General features: G+C 62.6%; 17 protein-coding genes and 1 pseudogene. 6 read left to right on the forward strand and 12 right to left on the reverse strand.

The window, feature by feature from the left end; genetic code table 11:
• Positions 1-16: 16 nt before the first annotated feature.
• The 8 genes and pseudogenes from A7A09_RS21950 to A7A09_RS00480 form a co-directional block, all read right to left on the reverse strand.
• A pseudogene (locus tag A7A09_RS21950) lies at positions 17-163 on the reverse strand (type VI secretion system-associated FHA domain protein TagH); the annotation flags it as partial.
• Entirely contained in the window at positions 160-1,227 is a 1,068-nt protein-coding gene (gene tssG / locus A7A09_RS00450) for a type VI secretion system baseplate subunit TssG (protein WP_106689330.1), read from the reverse strand. The gene tssG and the pseudogene A7A09_RS21950, both read right to left, overlap by 4 nt.
• Positions 1,191-3,074 carry a type VI secretion system baseplate subunit TssF gene (gene tssF / locus A7A09_RS00455; RefSeq protein ID WP_106689332.1) on the reverse strand — a complete coding sequence of 628 codons (1,884 nt, stop codon included), beginning with the start codon at positions 3,072-3,074 and terminating at the stop codon, positions 1,191-1,193. Before tssF ends, tssG begins: the two co-directional genes overlap by 37 nt.
• On the reverse strand, positions 3,074-3,775 hold the full coding sequence (locus tag A7A09_RS00460) for a type VI secretion system baseplate subunit TssE (protein ID WP_106690002.1): 702 nt from the start codon (positions 3,773-3,775) through the stop codon (positions 3,074-3,076). Before A7A09_RS00460 ends, tssF begins: the two co-directional genes overlap by 1 nt.
• A 44-nt stretch (positions 3,776-3,819) precedes the next feature.
• The gene (locus A7A09_RS00465; RefSeq protein ID WP_106689334.1) at positions 3,820-4,296 is read right to left on the reverse strand and encodes an Hcp family type VI secretion system effector; all 477 of its coding nucleotides are present in this window, start codon (positions 4,294-4,296) and stop codon (positions 3,820-3,822) included.
• A gap of 134 nt (positions 4,297-4,430) precedes the next feature.
• Positions 4,431-5,939 carry a type VI secretion system contractile sheath large subunit gene (tssC, locus tag A7A09_RS00470; RefSeq protein WP_170166979.1) on the reverse strand — a complete coding sequence of 503 codons (1,509 nt, stop codon included), beginning with the start codon at positions 5,937-5,939 and terminating at the stop codon, positions 4,431-4,433.
• Positions 5,940-5,941: 2 nt separating this feature from the next.
• Positions 5,942-6,481: a type VI secretion system contractile sheath small subunit gene (gene tssB, locus A7A09_RS00475; RefSeq protein ID WP_106689338.1), complete on the reverse strand. Its 540-nt coding sequence runs from the start codon at positions 6,479-6,481 to the stop codon at positions 5,942-5,944.
• A 39-nt stretch (positions 6,482-6,520) separates the two neighbouring features.
• On the reverse strand, positions 6,521-7,687 hold the full coding sequence (locus A7A09_RS00480) for a type VI secretion system protein TssA (RefSeq protein WP_245999100.1): 1,167 nt from the start codon (positions 7,685-7,687) through the stop codon (positions 6,521-6,523).
• Positions 7,688-7,913: 226 nt separating this feature from the next.
• On the opposite strand from A7A09_RS00480, the gene A7A09_RS00485 reads away from it, so the two are divergent.
• The gene (locus tag A7A09_RS00485) at positions 7,914-8,342 is read left to right on the forward strand and encodes a DUF6484 domain-containing protein (protein ID WP_106689340.1); all 429 of its coding nucleotides are present in this window, start codon (positions 7,914-7,916) and stop codon (positions 8,340-8,342) included.
• Positions 8,342-8,695 carry a hypothetical protein gene (locus A7A09_RS00490; RefSeq protein WP_106689342.1) on the forward strand — a complete coding sequence of 118 codons (354 nt, stop codon included), beginning with the start codon at positions 8,342-8,344 and terminating at the stop codon, positions 8,693-8,695. Before A7A09_RS00485 ends, A7A09_RS00490 begins: the two co-directional genes overlap by 1 nt.
• Here the strand turns inward: A7A09_RS00490 and A7A09_RS00495 are convergent.
• Genes A7A09_RS00495 through A7A09_RS00510 form a run of 4 tightly spaced genes read right to left on the reverse strand, consistent with a single transcriptional unit; the run spans position 8,692 to position 12,621 of the window.
• On the reverse strand, positions 8,692-9,534 hold the full coding sequence (locus A7A09_RS00495) for a WD40/YVTN/BNR-like repeat-containing protein (RefSeq protein WP_106689344.1): 843 nt from the start codon (positions 9,532-9,534) through the stop codon (positions 8,692-8,694). The genes A7A09_RS00490 and A7A09_RS00495 overlap by 4 nt on opposite strands.
• 11 nt (positions 9,535-9,545) lie before the next feature.
• Positions 9,546-10,517, reverse strand: coding sequence for a DUF4150 domain-containing protein (locus A7A09_RS00500; RefSeq protein WP_106689346.1), 972 nt, complete (start codon positions 10,515-10,517; stop codon positions 9,546-9,548).
• Positions 10,514-11,539 (reverse strand): 3-oxoacyl-ACP synthase, encoded by a 1,026-nt coding sequence (locus A7A09_RS00505; RefSeq protein ID WP_106689348.1) that lies wholly within the window; start codon positions 11,537-11,539, stop codon positions 10,514-10,516. The genes A7A09_RS00500 and A7A09_RS00505 overlap by 4 nt, the downstream gene beginning before the upstream one ends.
• Positions 11,536-12,621: a DUF2169 family type VI secretion system accessory protein gene (locus tag A7A09_RS00510; protein ID WP_106690003.1), complete on the reverse strand. Its 1,086-nt coding sequence runs from the start codon at positions 12,619-12,621 to the stop codon at positions 11,536-11,538. The genes A7A09_RS00505 and A7A09_RS00510 overlap by 4 nt, the downstream gene beginning before the upstream one ends.
• Positions 12,622-12,870: 249 nt before the next feature.
• On the opposite strand from A7A09_RS00510, the gene A7A09_RS00515 reads away from it, so the two are divergent.
• The 4 genes from A7A09_RS00515 to A7A09_RS00530 all read left to right on the forward strand — a co-directional run bounded on the left by A7A09_RS00515 (position 12,871) and on the right by A7A09_RS00530 (position 20,849).
• Complete coding sequence (locus A7A09_RS00515) at positions 12,871-14,943, forward strand: serine/threonine protein kinase (RefSeq protein WP_106689349.1); 2,073 nt, start codon at positions 12,871-12,873, stop codon at positions 14,941-14,943.
• 629 nt (positions 14,944-15,572) lie between these two features.
• Complete coding sequence (locus A7A09_RS00520; RefSeq protein WP_106689351.1) at positions 15,573-16,925, forward strand: sigma-54-dependent transcriptional regulator; 1,353 nt, start codon at positions 15,573-15,575, stop codon at positions 16,923-16,925.
• Between the two features lie 3 nt (positions 16,926-16,928).
• Positions 16,929-18,896, forward strand: a complete 1,968-nt coding sequence (locus A7A09_RS00525) for a sensor histidine kinase (RefSeq protein WP_106689353.1) — start codon at positions 16,929-16,931, stop codon at positions 18,894-18,896.
• A gap of 363 nt (positions 18,897-19,259) precedes the next feature.
• Positions 19,260-20,849 carry an OFA family MFS transporter gene (locus A7A09_RS00530; protein ID WP_245999053.1) on the forward strand — a complete coding sequence of 530 codons (1,590 nt, stop codon included), beginning with the start codon at positions 19,260-19,262 and terminating at the stop codon, positions 20,847-20,849.
• The last annotated feature ends 99 nt before the right edge of the window (positions 20,850-20,948 follow it).

Consider the following 20,948-nt stretch of genomic DNA (forward strand, 5'->3'; position numbering starts at 1 on the left):
CCTCGGTCAGGATGCAGTGCTGGCGCGAGACATACATGTCGGGATCGTGCAGCGGCCAATCGGCATCGTCGCTGCGCCCGATCACCATGCGTCCGCCGGTAAAGACGCGCTCGGTTTCGGGCTGCGCATGGGGGGCAGATTCGATGACTAGTCTTACATTCATGCCGCGCCCCTTTCTGCACCGGCGGTCACGGGCCTGCGATTGATCCGAGTATAGCAGAGATCATCGGCATCGTGGCCTGTCTTGGGCTCGATCCAGCTTGTCAGGCCCACGCGGCAGGCGCCAAGCCTTGCCTGCGGCACCTCGTCGGCGGCCAGAACCAGACGCACATCGAAATCGATATCGTTGCCCTGCGCAAAGAGCAGCGCGTGACGCAGCCGCCCGCGGCTGAGCGGATCGTCGGTGAAGCGGTCGAATTCCGCACGCGATAGCGGACCAAGCCGTATCTCGGCGCGGGATTGCCGGTCAAAGCGGCGCGCTCCGACCATGGCCCCGGTGCCCAGGCCGGTATGCTGAACGCCGATGCGGGTTTGCAGATTTTCGGGAATATCCAGCCAGACCCCCACGAATTCCGACAGCGTCACCGGCATGCCCAGCACCGATTCCAGAAACGAGGTCAGCCGCCCCGGCCCCCGCACCACTTGCGCCAGTGAGGTGGCGTGGTGCAGTTTCGATCCGTCGATGCGCGGATCGTCGCTGCGGCTGCCGGGCAGGCCGATACCGGCCAGCGCCCGCATCATCGCCATGACCTGGCCTCCTTCGCCATGGGCGATCTGCACGCCTGCCCGCGCATCGGCCCAGGCCCGCCAGTACAGCGCCATCATCCGGTGTTGCAGCATGTTGAGGAAGTCGAGGAAGGAGGTGTCCGAGGTCGCGCCGCTATGGCTGCCGCCGGCGAACCAGCGGCTGGACTGGCGCGCGATGATCCAGCGTGTCAGATGCAGTGGCATCGGACCTTCGGGCCCGATCAGGCCCAGCACATTCACGCATACCTGCGGCTTGCCGGTTTCCGTGCCTGGCGTGAACTCGGCCAGGTCGCCGACCGCAAAACCCTGCCGGGGCTGCTGGGCCAGCCGTGCGGGCTCGGCATCGGCGCCGCCGCACCGGCCAAAGCGCATGGTTTCGGTTTCGAGCTGCCGCAGCAATTCGAAGAAATCCATATTGGCGATGTCGGGCACTGGCGCGGCCGTCAGATCAGGGCGCGGGTGCCGGTTGTCATCGGCCATACCACCTCCGTTTGTGACTGAACCAGCCGCGCCTTGGTGCGGACAAAGGAATTGATGGCTGCCTGCCGGTTGAACAGACGCGCCAGCAGCGCAGAAAGCAGCAACTGGCTGCCGCCGGACAGCAGGGCCTCGTTGATGTCCAGCGTGATCTCGGTGCCATGTGCAAAGCATAGCGGGCCGGGGATCTGCAGCCGGTCCACGACAGCACGCGACATCACCCGGCCAAGCGCATCGCCATGCTGGGTCAGCGCCGGATCGCCCCGATCAGCATAAAGCCGGATCAGCGCACGCAGCGGCTCGGCATCCTTTTCATCGACGGCCAGCGAGATGTGATTGAGGCTGAGCTGCGAAATCCAGCGCCAGGTCAGATCGTCCATCTGCCTGTCATTGGTGGCTCCCGACGGCAACGCGGCCCGCAACGAGGCGCGCGGGCGCCGCATCGCCCCAAGCAGCCTGACCTGCTGGACCGGATCGCCGGTTTCCAGTGTCAGCGTCGGGCGGTCATCCAGGATCGGCAGATCGCGGTTCGTGCACAGCGCCCGGATATCAAGCTGCGTGATCGGCGGAATCGCACGGGCATCGGCGGGGCGTGAGACCGAGATATAGAAATCATCACCCGAATAGCTGGAGCGCGTCTGGCCGCGCCGCACCTCTTCGGTGTCGGGACGGCGGGGGCGGCGCTCGGTCGTGTAGACATGGCCGCTTTCGGCCCGCGCCTCGACCGAGATGAGCGGCGCGACCCGGGCCTGCGGTCCCTCGACGGCGGCGTCATCGACGCGCAGCAGGCGGTAGATCTCGAAATCCTTGGGCCGGGTCCGGTCGGCGTGAACCGGATGTGCCGCGCGGCCCGGGCGCAGTTCGACGATATTGCATTCATGTTCGAACAGGTTGACCAGCGGCGTCGCGAACAGCCGGAAATCGCCGGCCGATATGCCCGCAAGCTCGGCACGCTGGCGCGAGAGGGGGATAATCACCTCAAGCGCCGCCTGCACCGTGGTGCAGGCACGGACCATGGGAGACAGCCCGCTCAGGTGGACGAAATGGAACCGCTCGGGCATCAGGAAATATTCGCGTAGCAGCCGATAGCCCTCGAATGAATGCCGCACCCGGGGCAGCAGGGCTTCGTCATCCCCGATCCCGACCATGGCAGGCCGACCGATCTGCCGGAAGGGCAGGCTACCGTCAGCAGGCCGTGCCAGCGCCCCCTCGCCAAAACCGAAAATGGCATCGAAGATCGCACCGCCCCGCTGGCCCGCGCCGAAAAAGACGGGCAGCGCATCCAGCGACAACTCGGACAGGGATCCGGCGCCCCGACGGCCGATCTTCAGCCGAAGGCCGGCCGAGGCATTGCGGGTCGCGCGCTCGGACAGCCCGGCCTGCACCAGCGCGCCCTTGTCCTGCAGGTAATCTCCCGACAGCAGCCGCAGCGGCCACATGCTGACATCCTGCGCGGTGGTATAGGTGCAGCGTGTCCGCGTCCCTTCGCGCAGTGACGAGACCAGCCGCGTGCCGCGCCGCACGATATGGCCATCCAGCATCACGTCGACCTGCGGGCCGGGTGCCAGTTCGGCGATGGTCATCGCCGGGGCCGGCCCGGCAAGATCGGGATACAGCGTGTCGAGCATGTCGCGGACATAGCGGCTGGATTCCGCGTCCACCTTCAGCCGCGTGCGGGCCGCCAGAAAGGCCACGCCCTCCAGCAGACGCTCGACATAAGGGTCTGGACAGGGCACCGAATCCAGCGACAGGTTGCGCGCGACATTGGGATGCAGCGCCGAAAACTCGGTCGCCAGCGTACGGATATGCTGCAACTCTTCTTCGTAGTAATCGAGGAAGACCCGGTCCATCAACGATCCTCCATCGAGGTGATCGCGCGGCCATTATCCAGGTCGATCATCGTGGACAGGCGCAACCGCTCGGGAACCGGGGTCAGCATCAACAGCGCGTCGATCTCGATCCGCAGGCCGGTCTTGTCGCTGGTCGAGACCTTGACGCGGATCGTTTCGCCTTTCAGGCGCGGCTCGAATATGCGCAGCACCTCGGTCAATTCGCGTGACAGCACATCAGGATCGAAGTCGGAACCGTGCCGGCCGGAAAAGGATGGCACCCCGTAATTCAGGACCGAACGGCGGATCTCGGGGTAATCGGCCAGCAGTTCACCGGGGCTGCTGGTGCTGGTCATTTCGCGTTCGCTCAGCAGGTAATCCGCTTCGAGCCGCTCGATATTGAACAGCATCTCGATATCTCGCCGGACGGCCTCGCGCAGAAGATCCGGGGTGACGATGACGCCGCCTTCCTCAAGCCGCCGCTGGCGCCGCAAAAGCCCGGCCAGCCTGTGGGCCAGCCGCCGTGTTTCGTCGTCGAGGCTTTCGTCCCGCTCGATCGACCTGGCGCCCTCGGCCAGCAGCATCCCGACCGCCTGATCGCCGCCCAGTTTCCTGGCCAACTCTCGTCTCAGTGCGGCCGTTTCGGCGCCCAGACCATGCAATTCGTCCACAAGGCGGTCCCATAAGGAGGGCTGAACCGCCTCGCGGATGGATGGCTGCATGTCGGTCTGCTCGGCCACCTGTCACGCCAACCCGCAGGCTGCAGTCATGTCGCGGCCACCATGTCGTATTCGACCTCGTGCTCGTCGCCCGCAGTCAGATCGTCGGCATCCTGGATGTATTTTATCTTGAACGTGTCGAAGCTGAGGTTCAGGCTGTCGATCGGGTTGCCGCTGTCGCCGCCCGAGGTCTGATAGCTTTCTACGATGGTGTTGGTCATCGTGATGGTCAGATAGTCCGAATGCTCGTCGCCCTGGTCCTTGCGCAACGTCAGCACGGCTTCGCCAAGGTTCTTGGCCTTGATGCAGGCCAGCGCCAGATAGGGCGAGGACGCATCGAAATCCTTGATCAGCGACATGGCCTGAATTTCGGCCAGACCGCTTTCGCGCTGCCCTCCGGAATTGCGGAAGGCCGAACGGGATGCGCCCCAGGAAAAGCCGGAGACGACAATCTCGTCCTCGTGGCCCGAACGCTTGCTTTCGCCCGGGATGTCCTCAATCGCCAGATAACCACTGAATGCCATTGGATTGTCCTTTCATCGCCTTGTTGCGGGTTTCATCACCCAATGCCGGCGGCCAGGGGCTGCCGGTGAAATGTCAGGTCGGGTTCCGGCCTGTTATCCGTTGTCAGGCGGCGCGGGCATCTTGCGCCGCGCTGTCAGCCCTTGACCGACGGCAGTTCCGAGACCAGCCGCAGGCTCGCATTGATGCCTTCCAGCTGGTAATGCGGGCGCAGGAAGAAGCGGGCATTGTAATAGCCCGGCCGCCCTTCGACGCTGTCCACCTGAACCTCTGCCGCCGCCAAGGGCCGCTTTGCCTTGGCCCGGTCGTCGGCCATCGAGGGGTTCGCCAGCACATAGCGGTTGATCCATTCCGACAACCATTTCTGCATGTCCGAACGTTCCTTGAACGTGCCGACCTTGTCGCGTGCGATGGCCTTGAGGTAATGGGCAAAGCGCGAGACCGGGAACAGATAGGGCAGGTTCGCCGACAGCCGTTCATTCGCCTGCGCGTCGGGATCGACCAGCCGCCCGGCCCGCGCATCATCGTCCTGCAGGCTATGCGCGCCGATGAAGGCCGCGACATCGGTATTCTTGCGGTGCAGGATCGGCATCATGCCCAGCTTGGCCAGTTCCGCCTCGCGCCGGTCGTCGATGGCGATTTCGGTCGGGCATTTCATCGCCACGCTGCCATCGTCGGTCGGGAAGGTATGGACCGGCAGGTTCAGCACCGTGCCACCCGATTCCACGCCCCTGATCTGCGTGCCCCAGCCATACAGCTTGTGACTGCGGTTGATGTTCACGCCCATCGCGAAGGACGCGTTCATCCAGACATAATTGTCATGCTTGCCGTCGATGACCTCTTCGAAGTCAAAGCCTTTCACCGGCACCGTTTCCGCGCCATAGGGCAGACGCCCCAGCACGCGCGGCATGGCCAGCCCGATATAGCGGGCATCCTCGCTTTCGCGCAGCGATTGCCAGCTTGCAAATTCCGGCCCCGACACGATCTGCTGCAGATCCTGCGGGTTGGGCAGTTCCTGCCAGCTTTCCATGCGGAACAATTGCGGCGCGGCAGCCGCGATGAAGGGCGCATGGGCCGAGGCGCAGACGCCCGACAGATTGCGCAACAGGCCGACATCCTTGGGCTTGTGGCCGAATTCGTAATCGCCCAGGATGCAGCCGATCGGTTCGCCGCCGAACATCGAATATTCGTCGGTATAGACCTTCTTGAAGATCGGCGACTGGTCCCACATCTGGCCTTCATAATCTTCAAGAATATCGGCCAGCTCGTCCTTCTTGATGTTCAGGACGCGGATTTTCAGCTTGGAATCGGTCTCGGTATTGTTGACCAGATAATGCAGTCCGCGCCAGGTGCCCTCGATCCTGCGGACCTTTTCGTCATGCAGGATCACGTTCATCTGCTTGGACAGCATCTGGTCGATCCCGGCAATCAGCGACTTGATCGACTTGATCGCATTGCCCGAGATCGTGGCCGTGCCCGAACGTTCTTTCGCGGCGATGGCCAGATTCGAGACCAGCGCCTTCAGCTTTTCGCTCTCGCTGTCCTTGACCCTGAAATCCTTTTCCAGCAGGTCGCTGAATTCGGCCAGATCGATGGCTTCCGCTTCGGCCGCGCCGGTGGCGGCTTCCTGTTTCTCTTCAGCCATGTTCAGCCCTCCTCATCGGTCTTGCCCGCGGCGATGGCCGCCTCGGCGGCCTGCTGCAGCAAGGGCTCGTTGTTCAGCAATTGCGCGATACGCTTTTCGGCATCGACCTTGCCGTCCATATAGCTGAGCAACTGCTCCAGCTGCTGCCGCATCTTCAGCAGCTCGTTCAGGGCGGGCACCTGCTGGGCGATCCTGTCGGGGGCGAAATCGCTCATGCTCTTGAAGCTGAGATCGACGAACAGCTCTTCCTCGGTCTCTTCGCCCTCGGCGGCGGGCAGCGCGTTGGGAACCCGTGTCTTCACCCGTGGCGCCAGCGATTCCATGAACTTGTTGAAACGGCCCGCATCGGTTTCGACGAATTTTCGGTCGCCAACCGGTTTCCGGGCCTCGGCCGTCTCGGATTCGCCTGCAAGGTCGGCCATGACACCCATGACAAAGGGCAGTTCGATGGTGGTCGGGCTGCCATAATGTTCGACGTCGTAAGCGATCTGGACGCGCGGCGCCCTGTTTCGTTCGATTACCTTCTGTTTGCTTTCGCTCATCCGGGGCCCTTTCTAGTTTCCCGTGCTCTATATTAATGTTTACTTTTTATTTTCATTAATACCAGCAATGTTGTGAAATTCTTTCAAGCCAGACGGTGCGACTTCTTGCATCAATTGCAAAAAATCCATTGCAACCATACGCCTCAGGCGCCGCGCAACATGGGGAATCGGGCTTGACGGTTCGGTCCGTTCGTAAAACGCGACGATCCGGTCCAGCGCGGCCTCGACATCTTCACGCGAATTGATTGCACCATTGTCGCTGCCGGTGTTTTTTTTACCGGCCGGTGCGGCTGCGGGCGGTGCTGCGGCGCGCTCATTTTCGGGTTCGGATTCAAGGCTGATTTCCGTGGTCTCGGCCTCGGTTTCGGCAATCGCCTTTTCCAACGATTTTCGGCAATTGGACAGAAACTCGGTCAATTCGGGCAGCCTCAGACCGGTCGTGCCGTCAAAGCCGCCTTTCTCTCCAAAAGTCTTGCACAGCGTCTCCAGCCCGGTCAGACAGGCCCCCATATCCGCGACCATTGCCGCAATCTCTGCGCCTTCTTCGGTGGCCATCGCGCGGCACGCGCCCCTGGTGCGGCTAGCCCGGCTCTGATGCCGCGCGACGATCGCGTCTTTCTCGTCCTTGCTCAGCCCCGTGGCTGTCTTGGCCAGAACATCGTAATCCGACTGGAGCATGACCGACATATCGTCGAAAGAGACCGGCCCGATGCCGCGTGGGCTGAAGGCGATGCCAAAGCGCAGATCGCCCAGCAGCCCGTTATCGTCATTGTCCAGCTGCCGCAGCGCGTTGCTGCGCGCCATCGCCGCCATTTGCGGATCGTCACGGTCGCGCAATGCAGGATGCAGGCTGTCCCAGTAATCGCCGACGCTGCGCGTCAACAGGCCAATTCCCCGGGACAGGCCCTTGAAACCCTCGGTCGCGTAAAGCCCGCGCAACAGGATCACCAGCAATCGCAGATCCCGGCCATCTGCTGCCAGTGCTTCGCCTTTGGACAGGATTGCGGACCAGTCGACCGGCGGCGCGGACTCGTTGACCGAGCCATCCGCCTTTACCCGATGCTCGCGTGCGGCGGGTGCAAGCAATCGTTCGATCGAATGGAACCTCGCATCGTTCCTCAATTCAACGCCCGAGGCTGGTCGCCACCGAGTGGGGAGAGGAGGCCTTCCAGATTCATACCGCCATCCATACCGCCCTGCCTTCACCTTCCGAAAAAGACAATCGGTTAATAACAAGCTTACCGGGAATTATCGCATTGTTGCAGACAGTTGTGATTCTTGCAACGTTCTTGGAAAATGCGCCGATATTTCGGATATTCGAAAAGCCGAAATCGCAGGCCGGATTCGCGAAAAACCAAATCCGGGACTTGGTGAAATAGGCGCACTGTGAAATACTGGTGATCGCGATATTTCACGGATTGCGAGGCGGCTTATGGACGTCAAGGACCGTTTGGACGGTGTTGTCATCGGACTTCTGATGGGGTTTCAGGACGGTATGCCATTGGTGGTATTTCCGTCCAATACCAGGGATCATGCGATCCCGGCCCGCAGCCTGACCCCGCTTTCCGCCGAGGAGACGGGATCCGAGGTCGCGCTGCTTTTCGAGGATGGCGATCTTGCGCGCCCCCTGATCATCGGCCGCATCGTCGACCCCCCGCGCCGCGACATGGCCGGGGCGCCGAAAGTGGTCAGTGATGGCGAGACGGTAAAGGTCAAGGCCGAACAGCGCCTCGAACTGCGCGTCGGCCGCGCCTCGATCATCATGGAAAAGGACGGCCATATCACCATTCGCGGAACCAATCTCGTCAGCCACGCCTCGGCCTCGAACCGCATCCGGGGCGGCTCTATCAACCTGAACTGATGCCCTACCGCGCCCCCGTCATCGAGGAAATGCTGCGCCAGCACGCCGAGCAGGCGGCGTTCCTGTGGACGCTCTACGACTACAACCTGCTGCATCCCGACGAGAATCCCGAGATGGACGAGGAACGCATGTCCCGCCTGATCGAACGCCTCGACGCGCATATCGACGGGTTGCGGGTGGCGGGCGCGGACGGGTTGCGCGTGGCGGAAGAACGCTACGCCGAATATCCCGAGGCGGGCGAGTTGTTCGTGGTTCGGATGCTGCAGCCGGGGGCGGCGGGGATGTGTGTGGCGGATCTTGATCCGGCTCACGTGCGGCTTGCGCTGACGCGGATGTTGGAGCGCGCGTCCTAATCGAACCTCGTGCCGAACCAAAGACTGCCGTCAAATCGCGCAGCCAATTGATCGCCCGAGCTTGCAAGGAAATTCTTGTTCGAGGAAAGCTTGTAGGATGTGAGTCCTTTCACAGGTTCAAGACTGTCATCCCGCAGCCGGAAAATTCCTGAGGCGGCGCCAGCTACGTAAATGCCCTTTTGGAAACGCACCAAGGAGAAAAGGTGGCCAATAGGCTGGCTGATATCGCGCCAGTTTGTGCCGTCGCCCCGATACAGGACGCCACCGTTGCCGCAAACCAGTGTATCGTTCGGCGCCATCACGAGCAGCCCCAATAGCCGCTGATTGGTCGGTAGTTCGATCCGTGTCCAGTCCGTTCCGTCATAGTGAAAAAAGGCGCCACGCTCGCCACATGCATACAGATTCCTATCACTTGTTCCGCGGACGCAGAAGATTGTCGTGCCCAGTGCCGCGCTAATAGGGGTCCAAACCCGCCCGTCCCAACGATAGACAATGCCGGCGTCGCCCGCAGTGAAGACCGTGTGCTCGTCAATCCCCCATATGCAAGTCAGCGCGTTTCCCGAGACTTCGAGCACGCTCCAATCGGCGCCGTCAAAATGACGGGCATTTCCCGACGCATCTACGACAACGAGCTTCTTATCGCGGGAGCGCCAGATATCTGTAAGCCATTCCTGCACATCCAACAGTTCAGTCTGCCTGTTCTCGGCTCCCAATGCGACATCGGAAGAGTGATAGACGTATGAATTGAAGCCTTCGCCATCGGTGTAAACAGCCAAGCTGTAAAGACCGCCGGCTTCATCCAAGGCGACGCCGTCGCAACTCACGCTGTAATTTGCCATGGTTCGGCTCCTTATTTCAGATCGACGGTCGTGGAACTGGCTTGCTGTTTGAATTTACCAGTCCGCGGGCACCGACATTGGGTTTGCTCCTTGGCGGAGTCATCATCTCCCGCGACCAAGGGTTTGTAATGTTGATCACAGATCATTCTCAGGCATCCTATCGCAGGATGCTCTTTTCCGTCAGGTCCATCATCCATCGCCGGAGCCTTGGCCTTTTTCATTGCATCAAGGTTTGCCTCTCGGACTTCCGCGTAGGTCGGATTCTTTCCTGTCGCCTTCTGCGTGGATGTCCAAGCATTCTGCGCAGCCGTCTTTTCGCCGTGCTCCGTGCCACGTGTCGTCTTGTCGTCCAGGCATACGCATGGCGCCCGGCCGATCTTGTAGTCCGGCATCGTCGAAATGGCCTGCCCACCACGTGAGTTCTGGAAACACGCATTCTGCAGGATGTGGTCTGACTGCTGGCTAGAGCTGCAATGCTTGCTGGCTTGGTTATAGGGATGCACCACCATCCCAAGCTCAAGCAGGATTTTTGCGCATTCGGCCATCGAGAGATTTGCACCGCCGGTCACCACCATCGGCGGGCTGTCCCCCGGATTGGAAGAATGGTTCGAGGTCGCCATATCGCTGAAGCGCACCACGCCCTTGCCTTCGAACTTCACATCCATCGACCATTTCTGGGCATAGACCGCGCCGGTATTCTTGGATGTGATGATCCCCTTCTTCGGCGCTGATCCGGCCTCGTCGCCCGAGCATTTGCTGTATTTGCTGGAATTCTCCTGGCTGACCGGCTCGCCGCCGATCTTGACCGTGCCGGTGCCCGAGGTCAGGTCGGAATCCTTGCCGAAATCGGGATAGGGGATCGGCACCCCAGGTGGTGTCGCCGGGGTTTGCGGTGGCGTAAAGCAGGTGTCGGGGAAGGCCGCGATAACCTTGCAGCCCTGTTTCTTCGATGAAATCTCCAGCCCGTTGGCGAAAACCGTCATGCTGCCTCCGCCACGGCTGCGGCGCAGGCACCGTCATCGGCGGATGCTTCGACGAGGATGGGTCCCGCTCCGCCATAGCCCTTGGGTTTGGCCTCAAGCGCCCAGCCCAGCATCAGGGGCACCACGGCTGCGCCGATATTCCCGAGGCTGGCGGCGACCGGCCAGATCGGCTGGACCTCGCTGCGTTCGCGTTGTGTGCGCAGCATGGCCAGCGCCGTCTGCTTGAACCAGAATGCCTCGCCGATCAGGTCGCCGATCTTGATGCCTATATCGGAATGCCGGCGTCCGGATTCCGCGAATGCCGCCTGATAGGCCGCTGTCATGCCGTCCGCGCGCAGGGGCAGATCCAGCCCGTCTTCGCCCAGCTTGTTATAGGTGAATGCCTTCTCGCGGCTCAGCCCCAGCCCTGTCAGCTTCAAGGGACCATCGCGTGAACACAGCACGGCGGCGGCAGCCTCGCCGGGGATGAAGCCATTGGCGTTTTCAGGGGTCTGGATGCGCGACTCGGCAAGGTAATGCGCGACCGACAAGGTGGTCAGATAGCTGTCGACACCCGCGATCAGCACATTCGCCGCTTTGCCCTCGGACAGGATGCGGCGGGCGCGCTCCAGCGCGACGAAGCCCGAGGGGCGGCCATGGGCGACGATCCGGGTTTTCAGGCCGCGAGGCAATTCGGCGCAGTCCAGCACCTGCCGGGCAAAGGCGGTGTCGTCGCGGATGGGGCGGCCGGGGCGGTCAGTCTCGGGCAGGCACAGGATCAGGGCGCAGTCGGTTTGCGCATCGGGCGCCTGGCTTAGGGTATCGACAATGGCGCCGGCGGCCAGATGGGCCAGGCGCTTTTCGCCGATCCAGTTGCGGGGCAGGGGCACGGGCGCGCCGATCAGCCATTCGCCACCCGCGCCGATGAAGCGGGTTTCTTGGAAGCCATCCAGCCGGGCGCGCATCGCGGCGGCGGCCGAGGCGCAGTCCAGCCCTACCGCCGTCACCATGCCGGCCGCACGGATATGCAGCGGCGTGCTCATGCGGATTCCGCCGAGAAGCTGCGGATATAGCGCTTGCCGGTCGCGAAGGCACGTTTCATCGCGGGTGTCGGCGGGCCGATCCAGGCCTGGGTGAATTCGGTGATGACTCTCTGCATCGGCACCGAGACCCGCCAGACCATCATGAAAACCCGCGCCTCGGGGTCGAAGATCAGCGTGTCGGGGCGGGGCGCGGCATCAAGGCAGGTCTCGCGTCCGCGGAAGATGCGGATGGGCAGCGCGGTCTCGGGCAGGCGAAAAGCCTCGCGGCCCTTTGGCGTCAGGTTCACCAGCGTGATCGGCGTGCCGGTTTCGGGAAAGGGGATCTGCTGGTCCTCGGGCGCCATCTGGAAATAGCGCTCGTCGAAATCCGGGGGCAGGAAGGGAAAGACATTGTCGATCCAGATCTGGTCATAGGTCCCCGCATGGCGCAGCCGTTCGGGAAAACCGCGTCCGATCGGGCCAAATGCCATGGGCCGGTAATCGCCATAGGGAGAGGTGACGGGCTTGCCCACCTCTTCGGTATTGGGCAGGGGGGCGCCGGTCAGCCGGGACTGGGAGTGGACGCTTGCAAAGCCTATGCCCACGGGGTTCCCGGCATAGCAGGGCGGGGCCTGATCCTCGGGATTGGTGCGGTCGGGGCCGCCAAAGGCCGTGCCGTAGGAAAACGCCTGCCTCTGGAACGGCCAGGGCTTCGTCGCCGTGACCGCCGGGCCGATCACCCGCCATTCGCGCGGCCCGACCACATCGAACTGCTTGGACCATTGACCGACCTTCAGCCCGACGCGCACACGCTCGGCCGCCTTGCCGCCCGGGGCATAGGCCGCACCCTGCAGCACCACGTCGCAGCGGGATTTTCGGAAGGCGAAATCCGTTTCCCACAAGGTCGCCGAGTGCCCCGGCTCCCCGAAAAATTCATCGGCCATGACCAGTGGCCGCTGCACCGCCGCGGGGCGGGGCCTGTCGGTCGCGCTGTCGGGAAAGGCAAAGCTGCCCTTGACCACGAAGGACAGATATTCGCGGCCCGACTTGTCCATGCCCATGGTGAACTGGTGGAGGAAAGGCGTCTGGTTCAGAACTCGCATCCGTGCCTCGTCTTGCCGCATGCTGGCCCCGGGACCTGTGCGATCCGGCTGACCGATAATCTTGTCGCCATGAACCGTTTTTCGCGACCTGGCTGCATGATCTGAAAACCTCCGGCAAGAAACAACATATATTTCCAGTGGGTAGGGTATTTTACCCGCAAGCACCGTTCTTTGTTATGATAGACTATTTTCCGGTTCGGTGCGACAATATTGAAGAACAGCCGATAACGCCGTCTGGTCAGGGATCCCATGCAGTCCGATATTTTCAGCCCCGGTCAGATTCTCAACAACACCTATGAAATCATTCGGGTTCTGGGGCGCGGGGGAACTGGAGAGGTTTATCTGGCACATAATCTGGTGGTCGAACGCAACGTTGCCATCAAGGCGCTGAATGCGCGCTTTTCCGGAAATTCGGATTATGTCGAACTGATTAAGCGCGAAGAACAGATGCGCAATATCGTCAATGACGCAGTGGTGCGCTATTCGGAATGTTCGCGCTCGGATGCCGGGCATGTGTTCCTGGTGATGGACTATATCGAGGGGGAGTCGCTGAACCAGCTCATGCTGGACCGGCGGCTGGACGATCACGCGCTGATGATCGTCGCCCATCGGGTGCTGGAAGGGCTGGTCGCCACCCATGGCCGCGGCATCGTGCATCGCGATCTGTCGCCCGACAATATCATCCTGCGCGACGGCCTGCCCGAGCGCGCGACGATCATCGATTTCGGCATCGCCAAGGACACGGCGGCAGGTGCGCGCACGATCGTCGGGAACGAGTTCGCCGGCAAATACGAATATGCCGCACCCGAGCAGCTGGACGGCAAGGCCGATGCGCGCTCTGATCTTTATGGGCTGGGATCGCTGTTGCTGGCGGCGGCACGCGGGGATATTCCGCAGGTCGGCACGAGCCCGGGCGAGGTCGTTCGCTTCAAGCGCAATCCGCTGGATAGCACAGGGATCAAGCCGCCGCTGAAGGATCTGATCGACTGGCTGGCCCGGCCCGATCCCGCCGATCGCCCGCAAAGCGCGGCCGAGGCGCTGAACCGGCTGGAGGGTTGGCTGAAACCGGACACGGCGCGTGACAGCGCCCCGAAGAAGCCGGGCAGGGCGCGCGCTCCGCTGGTTCTGGCTACGCTTCTTGCGTTGCTGACCGGGACCGGGATCTGGCTTTGGGCCTCTGGCAGGTTTTCCCCGGCCTTGCCCGAGGCGGTGCCCTATCGGCTGAATGCCAGCCTGGATGCCGATGGCCATGGCACGCTGTCGGGCAATGCTCCGGACGCCGGGATCGCTAACGCCCTGCGCACCGCCTTCCGCGAAGTCTCGGACGTGATGCCGCCCGAGGATGCGCTGAGCCTGGCGCGCGGGATGCCTGACGAAACCTGGCCCGATGACGTGGCCGATCTCTTGGTGCTCGCCTCTGCGCTTGCCAATTGGGAGCTTGCGGTCAGCGACAGCAGCGCGAGACTGTCCGGGCTGGCGCCCGATATGGCGACGCGCGATGCGCTGACCGAGACGCTCACCGGATGGCAGGCGCAATCGGGCATGTCCGTCGTGACCGATTTGGCGGCGGGTCCCGAAAACCTGAGCTGGGCGGCGCTGCAACCCTATCTGGACCAGATGGCGACTTGCGGGGCGCTGCGCGCGCCTGCCGATCAGCCGACGGATTTCGCGCTGCATGATCGCATCACGGTGATCGGCGACCTTGCCAGCGCCGGGGATGCGGACATCATCCGCAACACGCTTGCGCCGGTGATCGGTGATCGTGAACTCAGGCTCGAAACGACGGTCTTGAACGAGGATCTGTGCAAGATCCGCGCGGTTCTCCCGGTTGCGGCCTCGGGTGGCATGTCGCTGTGGCTGGGGCGTGGCGCGACCGGCGAGGCGGTGCTGAACGGTGTTTTCCAGACCGGCGAGAATCCGGTGGTAGATGTGCAACTGCCCGCCACGGTCACGGGGGCATCGCTTTGGGTCATGGTGGTCGACAATACCGGCAAGGTCTTTCACATCCTGCCCAATATCAACCAGCCCGTTTCGCTGGTTGATGATCTGGGCACGGTTGACAGCGGCGTGCGGCGGGTGCGCGTCCTGTGGTCGCTGGACCAGATGCGCGGGAATGCCGAGCGCATTGGCATCCGGGTGACCGAGGACAATTTCGGCAAGTCCGAGATCATCGCGATCCTGTCCACGACCCCGCTTTTCGACCTGCGCCGCCCGCGTGACGAAAGCGTAAGCTCGGTGGCCGAGGCGCTGGCGGAAACGCTGGCGGGCCGCGATGATCAGATCATCGGCGTTGCCTCGCGCATCATCGACGCCCGGCCATAGCCTGTGCGCCCTGCAGCGACCACAGATACCGATAATTTTATTGCCTGATGTGAACTTCCTGTCCCGCGGCGCTGTTGTGGAACTCGGCTTCGGGAGGCATTTGCCTTGCGAATTCCGTAGGTTCAGAGACCCGGTGTGACCCTGCTCTGACTGGTCCCAATCTCCGAACTTGCCTCTTTATCGCAAGTTTGATGGCTTTTCCCGGGCGATCCATCCCGAGAATTGTGCCATCGCCGATACACTGTGAGACTTCCCCGGCTGCAATGCCAGGTTCGCAACAGATTTCCAGAACCCGGATGCCGGGCCTCAAGGGGCAGCGCGACACGAAACTTGCGCTTTGGGGCAAGATTTTCTTTGGCATAGCTGCAGATTTCCTTAATTTGCGCAGAAAATTAAGGATGGTGGTCGAGGCTTGGCCCTTCACCCGGCCGAAGTGAGTTTCGTAGCCCGGGCGGGATTGGCCATATCCTCGGCAGGCTTCGGATCATCCCGGGAGCAGTTGGACCGCGGGCGCGATCCTCGAAGCGTTTCAACGGTTGCCGATATATCATAACAGCCAAGCCACACGGATTACTGGTCTTTTCCGTTTGATCGCGTCACGATGACACAAGGAGGAAACGGGATCTCGAATGGATAGCGGAGAGCAGCAACTGACCGGGCATCTGGCGCGCGCCAGCGTGCTGGTCGTGGATGACGAGCCGGGCATGCGGAATTTCCTGGTCAAGACGCTGGCCCCGCATTGCCTGTCGGTTGCCGAGGCCGGGAACACGGCAGAGGCGGAGGTCGAGCTTGCCCGGCGGCATTTCGACGTCATGATCCTTGACAACATGATGCCGGGCAGGCGCGGTCTGGACTGGCTGGCCGAGCAGCGCGGCAAGGGCGGTTTCACGGATACGATCATGGTCACCGCCTATGCCGACCTGGAAACAGCGATCGAGGCGATGCGGGCGGGCGCCGCCGATTTCGTGCTGAAACCTTTCCGCTCGAACCAGTTGCTCAACGCCGTGGGGCGATGCATCCAGATGGCGCAGCTGCGGCGCGAGAACATGCTGCTCCGGCGCGAACTGGACGGGCAGGATATCGGTCAGCAACGCCGCGAACTGATCGGATCGTCGCCCGCCATCGCCGCCACGCGCGACATGCTGGCCCGTATCCGCGACGTGACCACGCCGGTGCTGATCACGGGTGCGTCGGGAACCGGCAAGGAGGTCGCGGCGCGGCATATGCACATGACCTCGCATCGTTCAACGGCGCCATTCGTGCCGATCAATTGCTCTGCCATACCTGCCGAGATGATCGAAAGCGAGTTGTTCGGCCATGTGGCGGGGGCGTTTCCCGGCGCGGGGGCGGCACGGGAAGGCCTGCTGCCATCGGCCCAGGGGGGCACGGTCTTTCTCGACGATGTCGCCGGGCTCAGCCCTTCGGCGCAGTCGGCGTTGCGGCGGGTGCTTGAGGACGGGACGGTCCGTCCTGTTGGCGCGGAGCGTGAGACGCAGCTTGACCTGCGCTTCGTTCTGGCCACCAGCAGGGCATTGGACCGGGAAGTCGCCGAAGGCCGCTTCCGCGAGGACCTGTTCTTTCGCATCAATGTCATCGAGCTGCGAATGCCGGCTCTGGCGGAACGCGAAGGGGACATCGTAGAACTGGCGGCATTGTTCCTGCGCGAAATCGCTGCTCGTCTCGACCTTCCCCGATTGGAGATCGACAACACTACCCGCGCCGCCATGCTGCGCCACGACTGGCCAGGCAATATCCGCGAATTGCGGAACTTCATCGAAAGATCGCTGATTTTCGGGCGGTTTCCGCTCGAAACCCTGGCGCCGCCCACGGATCAAGGCCCTATCGAGCCCTTGACGCAGGTCGAGAGGCGGGAAATCCTGCGCGCCCTCGATGTGACCGGTGGCAACCGTTCGGAAGCGGCTCGGCGTCTTGGCGTCTCGCGCAAGACCATCGACCGCAAATGTGCGGCCTGGGGGCTGTGAGGCATGCCGGATCCGGGACGCCTCCTGCGCTCCGTCCGGGTGCGCCTGCTGGTCATCGCCCTGTTGCCAATGCTGGTGCTGTTCCCGGTCTTGCTGGGCGGCGCGATGCTGCGCTGGTCGAACAAGATGGACAACCTGCTGATCGTCAAGGTCAACAGCGACCTGACCATCGCCGATCAATATCTGCAGCACCTGCTGGGAAACTCTGTAGAACGGCTTGACGCGCTGGCCGGTTCGGTCGCCTTCGAAGAGGCGCTGCAAAGGGGCGGGACCAAGGCCTATATCGCGGCACGCAAGGAGGAGCTCGGGCTGGATTTCCTCTATCTGTCGGACGGACGCCCGTTACCCCGGGGCTTTGTCCCGAGGGATTGGCCCGTCATCGAGGACGCGCTGGCCGGACAGCCCCGCAGCGCCATCGATATCCTGAGCGCTGGCCAGCTTGAGGCGCTGTCGCCCGGCCTGCCGGAACGGGCCGCGATCCGGCTTGTGCCGACCCGCGCCGCCCGGCCAACCGAGCGCATGACGGAAGATCGCGGCATGATCATCCACTCTGCCGCCCCGGTCGCCATGCCCGACGGCTCGCGCCGGGCATTGGTCGGCGGGGTGCTTCTGAACCGCAATCTCGATTTCATCGATACGATCAATGCGCTGGTCTATCGCGAACGCTCCTTGCCCGAGGGCAGCCAGGGCACGGCGACGCTGTTCCTGGACGATGTGCGTATCTCGACCAATGTGCGGCTGTTCGAGAATGTCCGCGCCCTTGGCACCCGGGTCTCTGCCGAGGTGCGTCAGCAGGTGCTGGGCGATGGGGCGACATGGCTGGATCGCGCCTTCGTGGTCAATGACTGGTATATCTCTGCCTATCAGCCGATCACCGACAGCAAGGGCGAGAATGTCGGCATGCTCTATGTCGGCTTTCTCGAAGCACCGTTCCAGCGCCAGAAAATCAACACGATCGTGGCGCTGTCGCTGATCTTTTTGTTCGTTGCCGCGATTTCGGTCCCGATCTTCCTGCGTTGGGCAGGGCGGATTTTCCGGCCGTTGGAACGGATGACCCAGACCATCGCGGAGGTCGAAGCCGGGAACCTGGAGGCGCGGAACGGTTCGCAGGGCGAAAGCGGTGAGATTGCGCAGGTCGCGCAGCATCTCGACGGGCTGCTGAACGCCGTGCAAGAGCGTGATCGGCAACTGCGCGATTGGGGTGAAAGCCTGGAGCAGAAGGTCGAGGAGCGCACCCGTGACCTGCAAGAGGCCAACAGCAAGCTGGAACGCGCGACCGAACGCCTGATCATGTCCGAGAAACTGGCCGCGGTGGGCGAGATCACCGCCGGTGTCGCGCATGAGATCAACAATCCCATCGCGGTGATTCAGGGCAATCTGGAGGTCGCGCGCGACTTGCTGGGGAAGGATGCAGAAAAAGTGGAGACGGAGTTCCGGCTGATCGACGACCAGGTTTATCGCGTCGGCGTGATCGTCTCGAAGCTGCTGCAATTCGCGCGCCCGGCTGAATACTCGGGCGCCGCCAACCTGATCGTTCCGGCAGAGGTCGCGCGCGACTGCCTGGTTTTGACCCGTCAACAGATCGAGAAGGCCCGGGTCGAGATCCGCACGAACTTCGCTACAACGCGCGCGGTGCTGATGGAACGGACCGAGCTTCAGCAGGTGGTCGTCAACCTGATCCTCAATGCCGTTCACGCCATGCCGGAAGGAGGTATCCTGACGGTGAGCGTCATGGATGAGGACGATCATGTCGTCATCCGGATCGAGGACACGGGATCCGGCATCCCGCCAGAGACGCTGAAGCGCATCTTCGATCCGTTCTTCACCACCAAGCAGGCGCAGGGCACCGGGCTTGGCCTGTCCATCAGCCAACAGCTGACCGGACGAATCGGCGGGCGCATCGTGGCGGCGTCCGAGCCCGGTCAGGGCAGCCGTTTCGACATTATTCTGCCTGCCGCCGAAAATTCCTGAAAAGGACAAAATGTCCCAATTCCGGCCGGTTTGCGAGTGAGGCGGCGGACAGATTGTCACGATTATCGGCGCTGCTGCTGCTTCCGTTGGTCAGAATGTCTATTAACATATTGATATTATTATAAAAATAAATTGACGCGCGACATCGGCATGACCACAATCCCTTGGCATGAACTGTGGGGGACGTCGAGTGGAACCGGCGCGAACCACGACCTTGGGAGGAGGATTCATGGAAAACGCCAAGCCCGGCGGCGCGCTCGCATTCCTGCGCAAAGAGAACATCGTCGCCAAGCCCGGTTTCAATCGCTGGCTCGTGCCGCCCGCATCCATTGCCATTCATCTCTGCATCGGCTCGGTCTATGCGTGGTCGGTGTTCAACCCGCCGCTGACCCGCGAACTCGGTGTCGTGGCGTCGAGCGCGAGGACTGGAGCCTCGGCTCGGTCGTCTGGATTTTCTCGGTGGCGATCGTGTTTCTCGGCCTTGCCGCCGCCTTTGCCGGCAAATGGCTGGAAGAGGTCGGCCCGCGCATGGTCGGAGTGCTGGCGGCCTTCCTGTGGGGCGGGGGCTTTCTCATCGGCTCGGTCGGTATCGCGCTGCATCAGCTCTGGCTGATCTACCTGGGTTACGGGGTGCTGGGCGGCTGCGGGCTGGGGCTGGGATATGTCTCGCCGGTCTCGACCCTGCTGCGCTGGTTCCCCGACCGTCGCGGCATGGCGACAGGCATGGCCATCATGGGCTTTGGCGGCGGCGCGATGATCGGCGCGCCGGTCAATGGCTGGCTGCTGAACCTGTATCAGAAGGCGCCGGATTACCTGGGCGCGCAGGGCACGGTGCAGACCATCGTCGAGAACGGCCGGGTATTTGCCGAAACCGCTGCCGGCAAGGTCGAGGTGGTGATCGCCAATGCCGCCCAGGCTGCCGAGATCGGGGGCGAGGCCGGGTTGTATGTCGTCGGCACCGGCAATACGGGCGCTGCGCAGACCTTCATGACGCTCGGGATCGTCTATTTCTGCGTGATGATCTTCGCCTCCTTCATGTATCGCGTGCCTGCCAAGGACTGGAAGCCCGAGGGCTGGGTGCCCAAACCCGCCAAATCCGGACTGGTCACGCAGAACAACGTGCATATCGACCAGGCGCTGAAGACGCCGCAATTCTGGCAGATGTGGCTGATGCTGTGCTTCAATGTCACTGCCGGGATCGGGGTGATCGGCGTCGCCAAGACGATGATGTCCGAGATCTATGGCACCACCATGCCGGGCATCGTCACCGCGGCCTTCGCCTCGACCTATGTGCTGATGATCTCGGTCTTCAACATGTGCGGGCGGTTCTTCTGGGCCTCGACCTCGGATTTCATCGGCCGCAAGATGACCTATCACTGCTTCTTCGTGCTGGGCACGCTGCTGTACCTGTCGATTCCGTTCTTCGCCTCGGCGGGGGCAGAGAGCCCGAACGTGATCTACCTGGTCGGCTTCTATGTCGCCACGATGATCATCTTCTCGATGTATGGCGGCGGGTTCGCGACCATCCCGGCCTACCTGGCGGACATGTTCGGCACCATGCATGTGGGCGGCATCCACGGGCGTCTGTTGACCGCGTGGTCGGCGGCGGGCGTGCTGGGACCGCTGGCGATCACCTCTCTGCGCGACATGTCGGTGGGCCGGGCGATCTCGGATTTGACCGGCAGGATCGATCCGGCAGCCTTCGCCGAGAAGTTCGGCGCACCTATCGGGCAGCTCGACCAGCTTGTCGCGGCCAAGACCGTGACCATCGCCAAGCTGATGGAGATCGCGCCCGAGGGCACTATCGATCCAACCTCGAGCCTGTACAACACCACCATGTATGCCATGGCGGGCCTGCTGGTGATCGCGTTCTTTGCCAATCTGATGATGCGTCCGGTGAAAGAGCATCATCACCACGACGAGCCGGAATTGCAGGCCATACCGGTCGAATGACTCGCTCCTGCCCCCGCTGAGACCGGGTCACATGTGACCTCGGTCAATCATCGGGGGCAGCCCACCGGGGCTGATGTCGCCGCGATCCACATTTCGCCA

Origin of the sequence: Paracoccus methylarcula (assembly GCF_003007735.2) — a bacterium.
In the GTDB taxonomy this organism is placed as follows: Bacteria; Pseudomonadota; Alphaproteobacteria; order Rhodobacterales; family Rhodobacteraceae; genus Paracoccus; species Paracoccus methylarcula.

Bases quoted from the DNA above. Each gene is read 5' to 3' on its own strand.
- tssG (WP_106689330.1), bottom strand. From the start codon at position 1,227: ATGGCCGATGACAACCGGCACCCGCGCCCTGATCTGACGGCCGCGCCA.
- tssF (WP_106689332.1), bottom strand. From the start codon at position 3,074: ATGGACCGGGTCTTCCTCGATTACTACGAAGAAGAGTTGCAGCATATC.
- A7A09_RS00460 (WP_106690002.1), bottom strand. From the start codon at position 3,775: ATGCAGCCATCCATCCGCGAGGCGGTTCAGCCCTCCTTATGGGACCGC.
- A7A09_RS00465 (WP_106689334.1), bottom strand. From the start codon at position 4,296: ATGGCATTCAGTGGTTATCTGGCGATTGAGGACATCCCGGGCGAAAGC.
- tssC (WP_170166979.1), bottom strand. From the start codon at position 5,939: ATGGCTGAAGAGAAACAGGAAGCCGCCACCGGCGCGGCCGAAGCGGAA.
- tssB (WP_106689338.1), bottom strand. From the start codon at position 6,481: ATGAGCGAAAGCAAACAGAAGGTAATCGAACGAAACAGGGCGCCGCGC.
- A7A09_RS00485 (WP_106689340.1), top strand. From the start codon at position 7,914: ATGGACGTCAAGGACCGTTTGGACGGTGTTGTCATCGGACTTCTGATG.
- A7A09_RS00490 (WP_106689342.1), top strand. From the start codon at position 8,342: ATGCCCTACCGCGCCCCCGTCATCGAGGAAATGCTGCGCCAGCACGCC.
- A7A09_RS00495 (WP_106689344.1), bottom strand. From the start codon at position 9,534: ATGGCAAATTACAGCGTGAGTTGCGACGGCGTCGCCTTGGATGAAGCC.
- A7A09_RS00500 (WP_106689346.1), bottom strand. From the start codon at position 10,517: ATGACGGTTTTCGCCAACGGGCTGGAGATTTCATCGAAGAAACAGGGC.
- A7A09_RS00505 (WP_106689348.1), bottom strand. From the start codon at position 11,539: ATGAGCACGCCGCTGCATATCCGTGCGGCCGGCATGGTGACGGCGGTA.
- A7A09_RS00510 (WP_106690003.1), bottom strand. From the start codon at position 12,621: ATGCGAGTTCTGAACCAGACGCCTTTCCTCCACCAGTTCACCATGGGC.
- A7A09_RS00515 (WP_106689349.1), top strand. From the start codon at position 12,871: ATGCAGTCCGATATTTTCAGCCCCGGTCAGATTCTCAACAACACCTAT.
- A7A09_RS00520 (WP_106689351.1), top strand. From the start codon at position 15,573: ATGGATAGCGGAGAGCAGCAACTGACCGGGCATCTGGCGCGCGCCAGC.
- A7A09_RS00525 (WP_106689353.1), top strand. From the start codon at position 16,929: ATGCCGGATCCGGGACGCCTCCTGCGCTCCGTCCGGGTGCGCCTGCTG.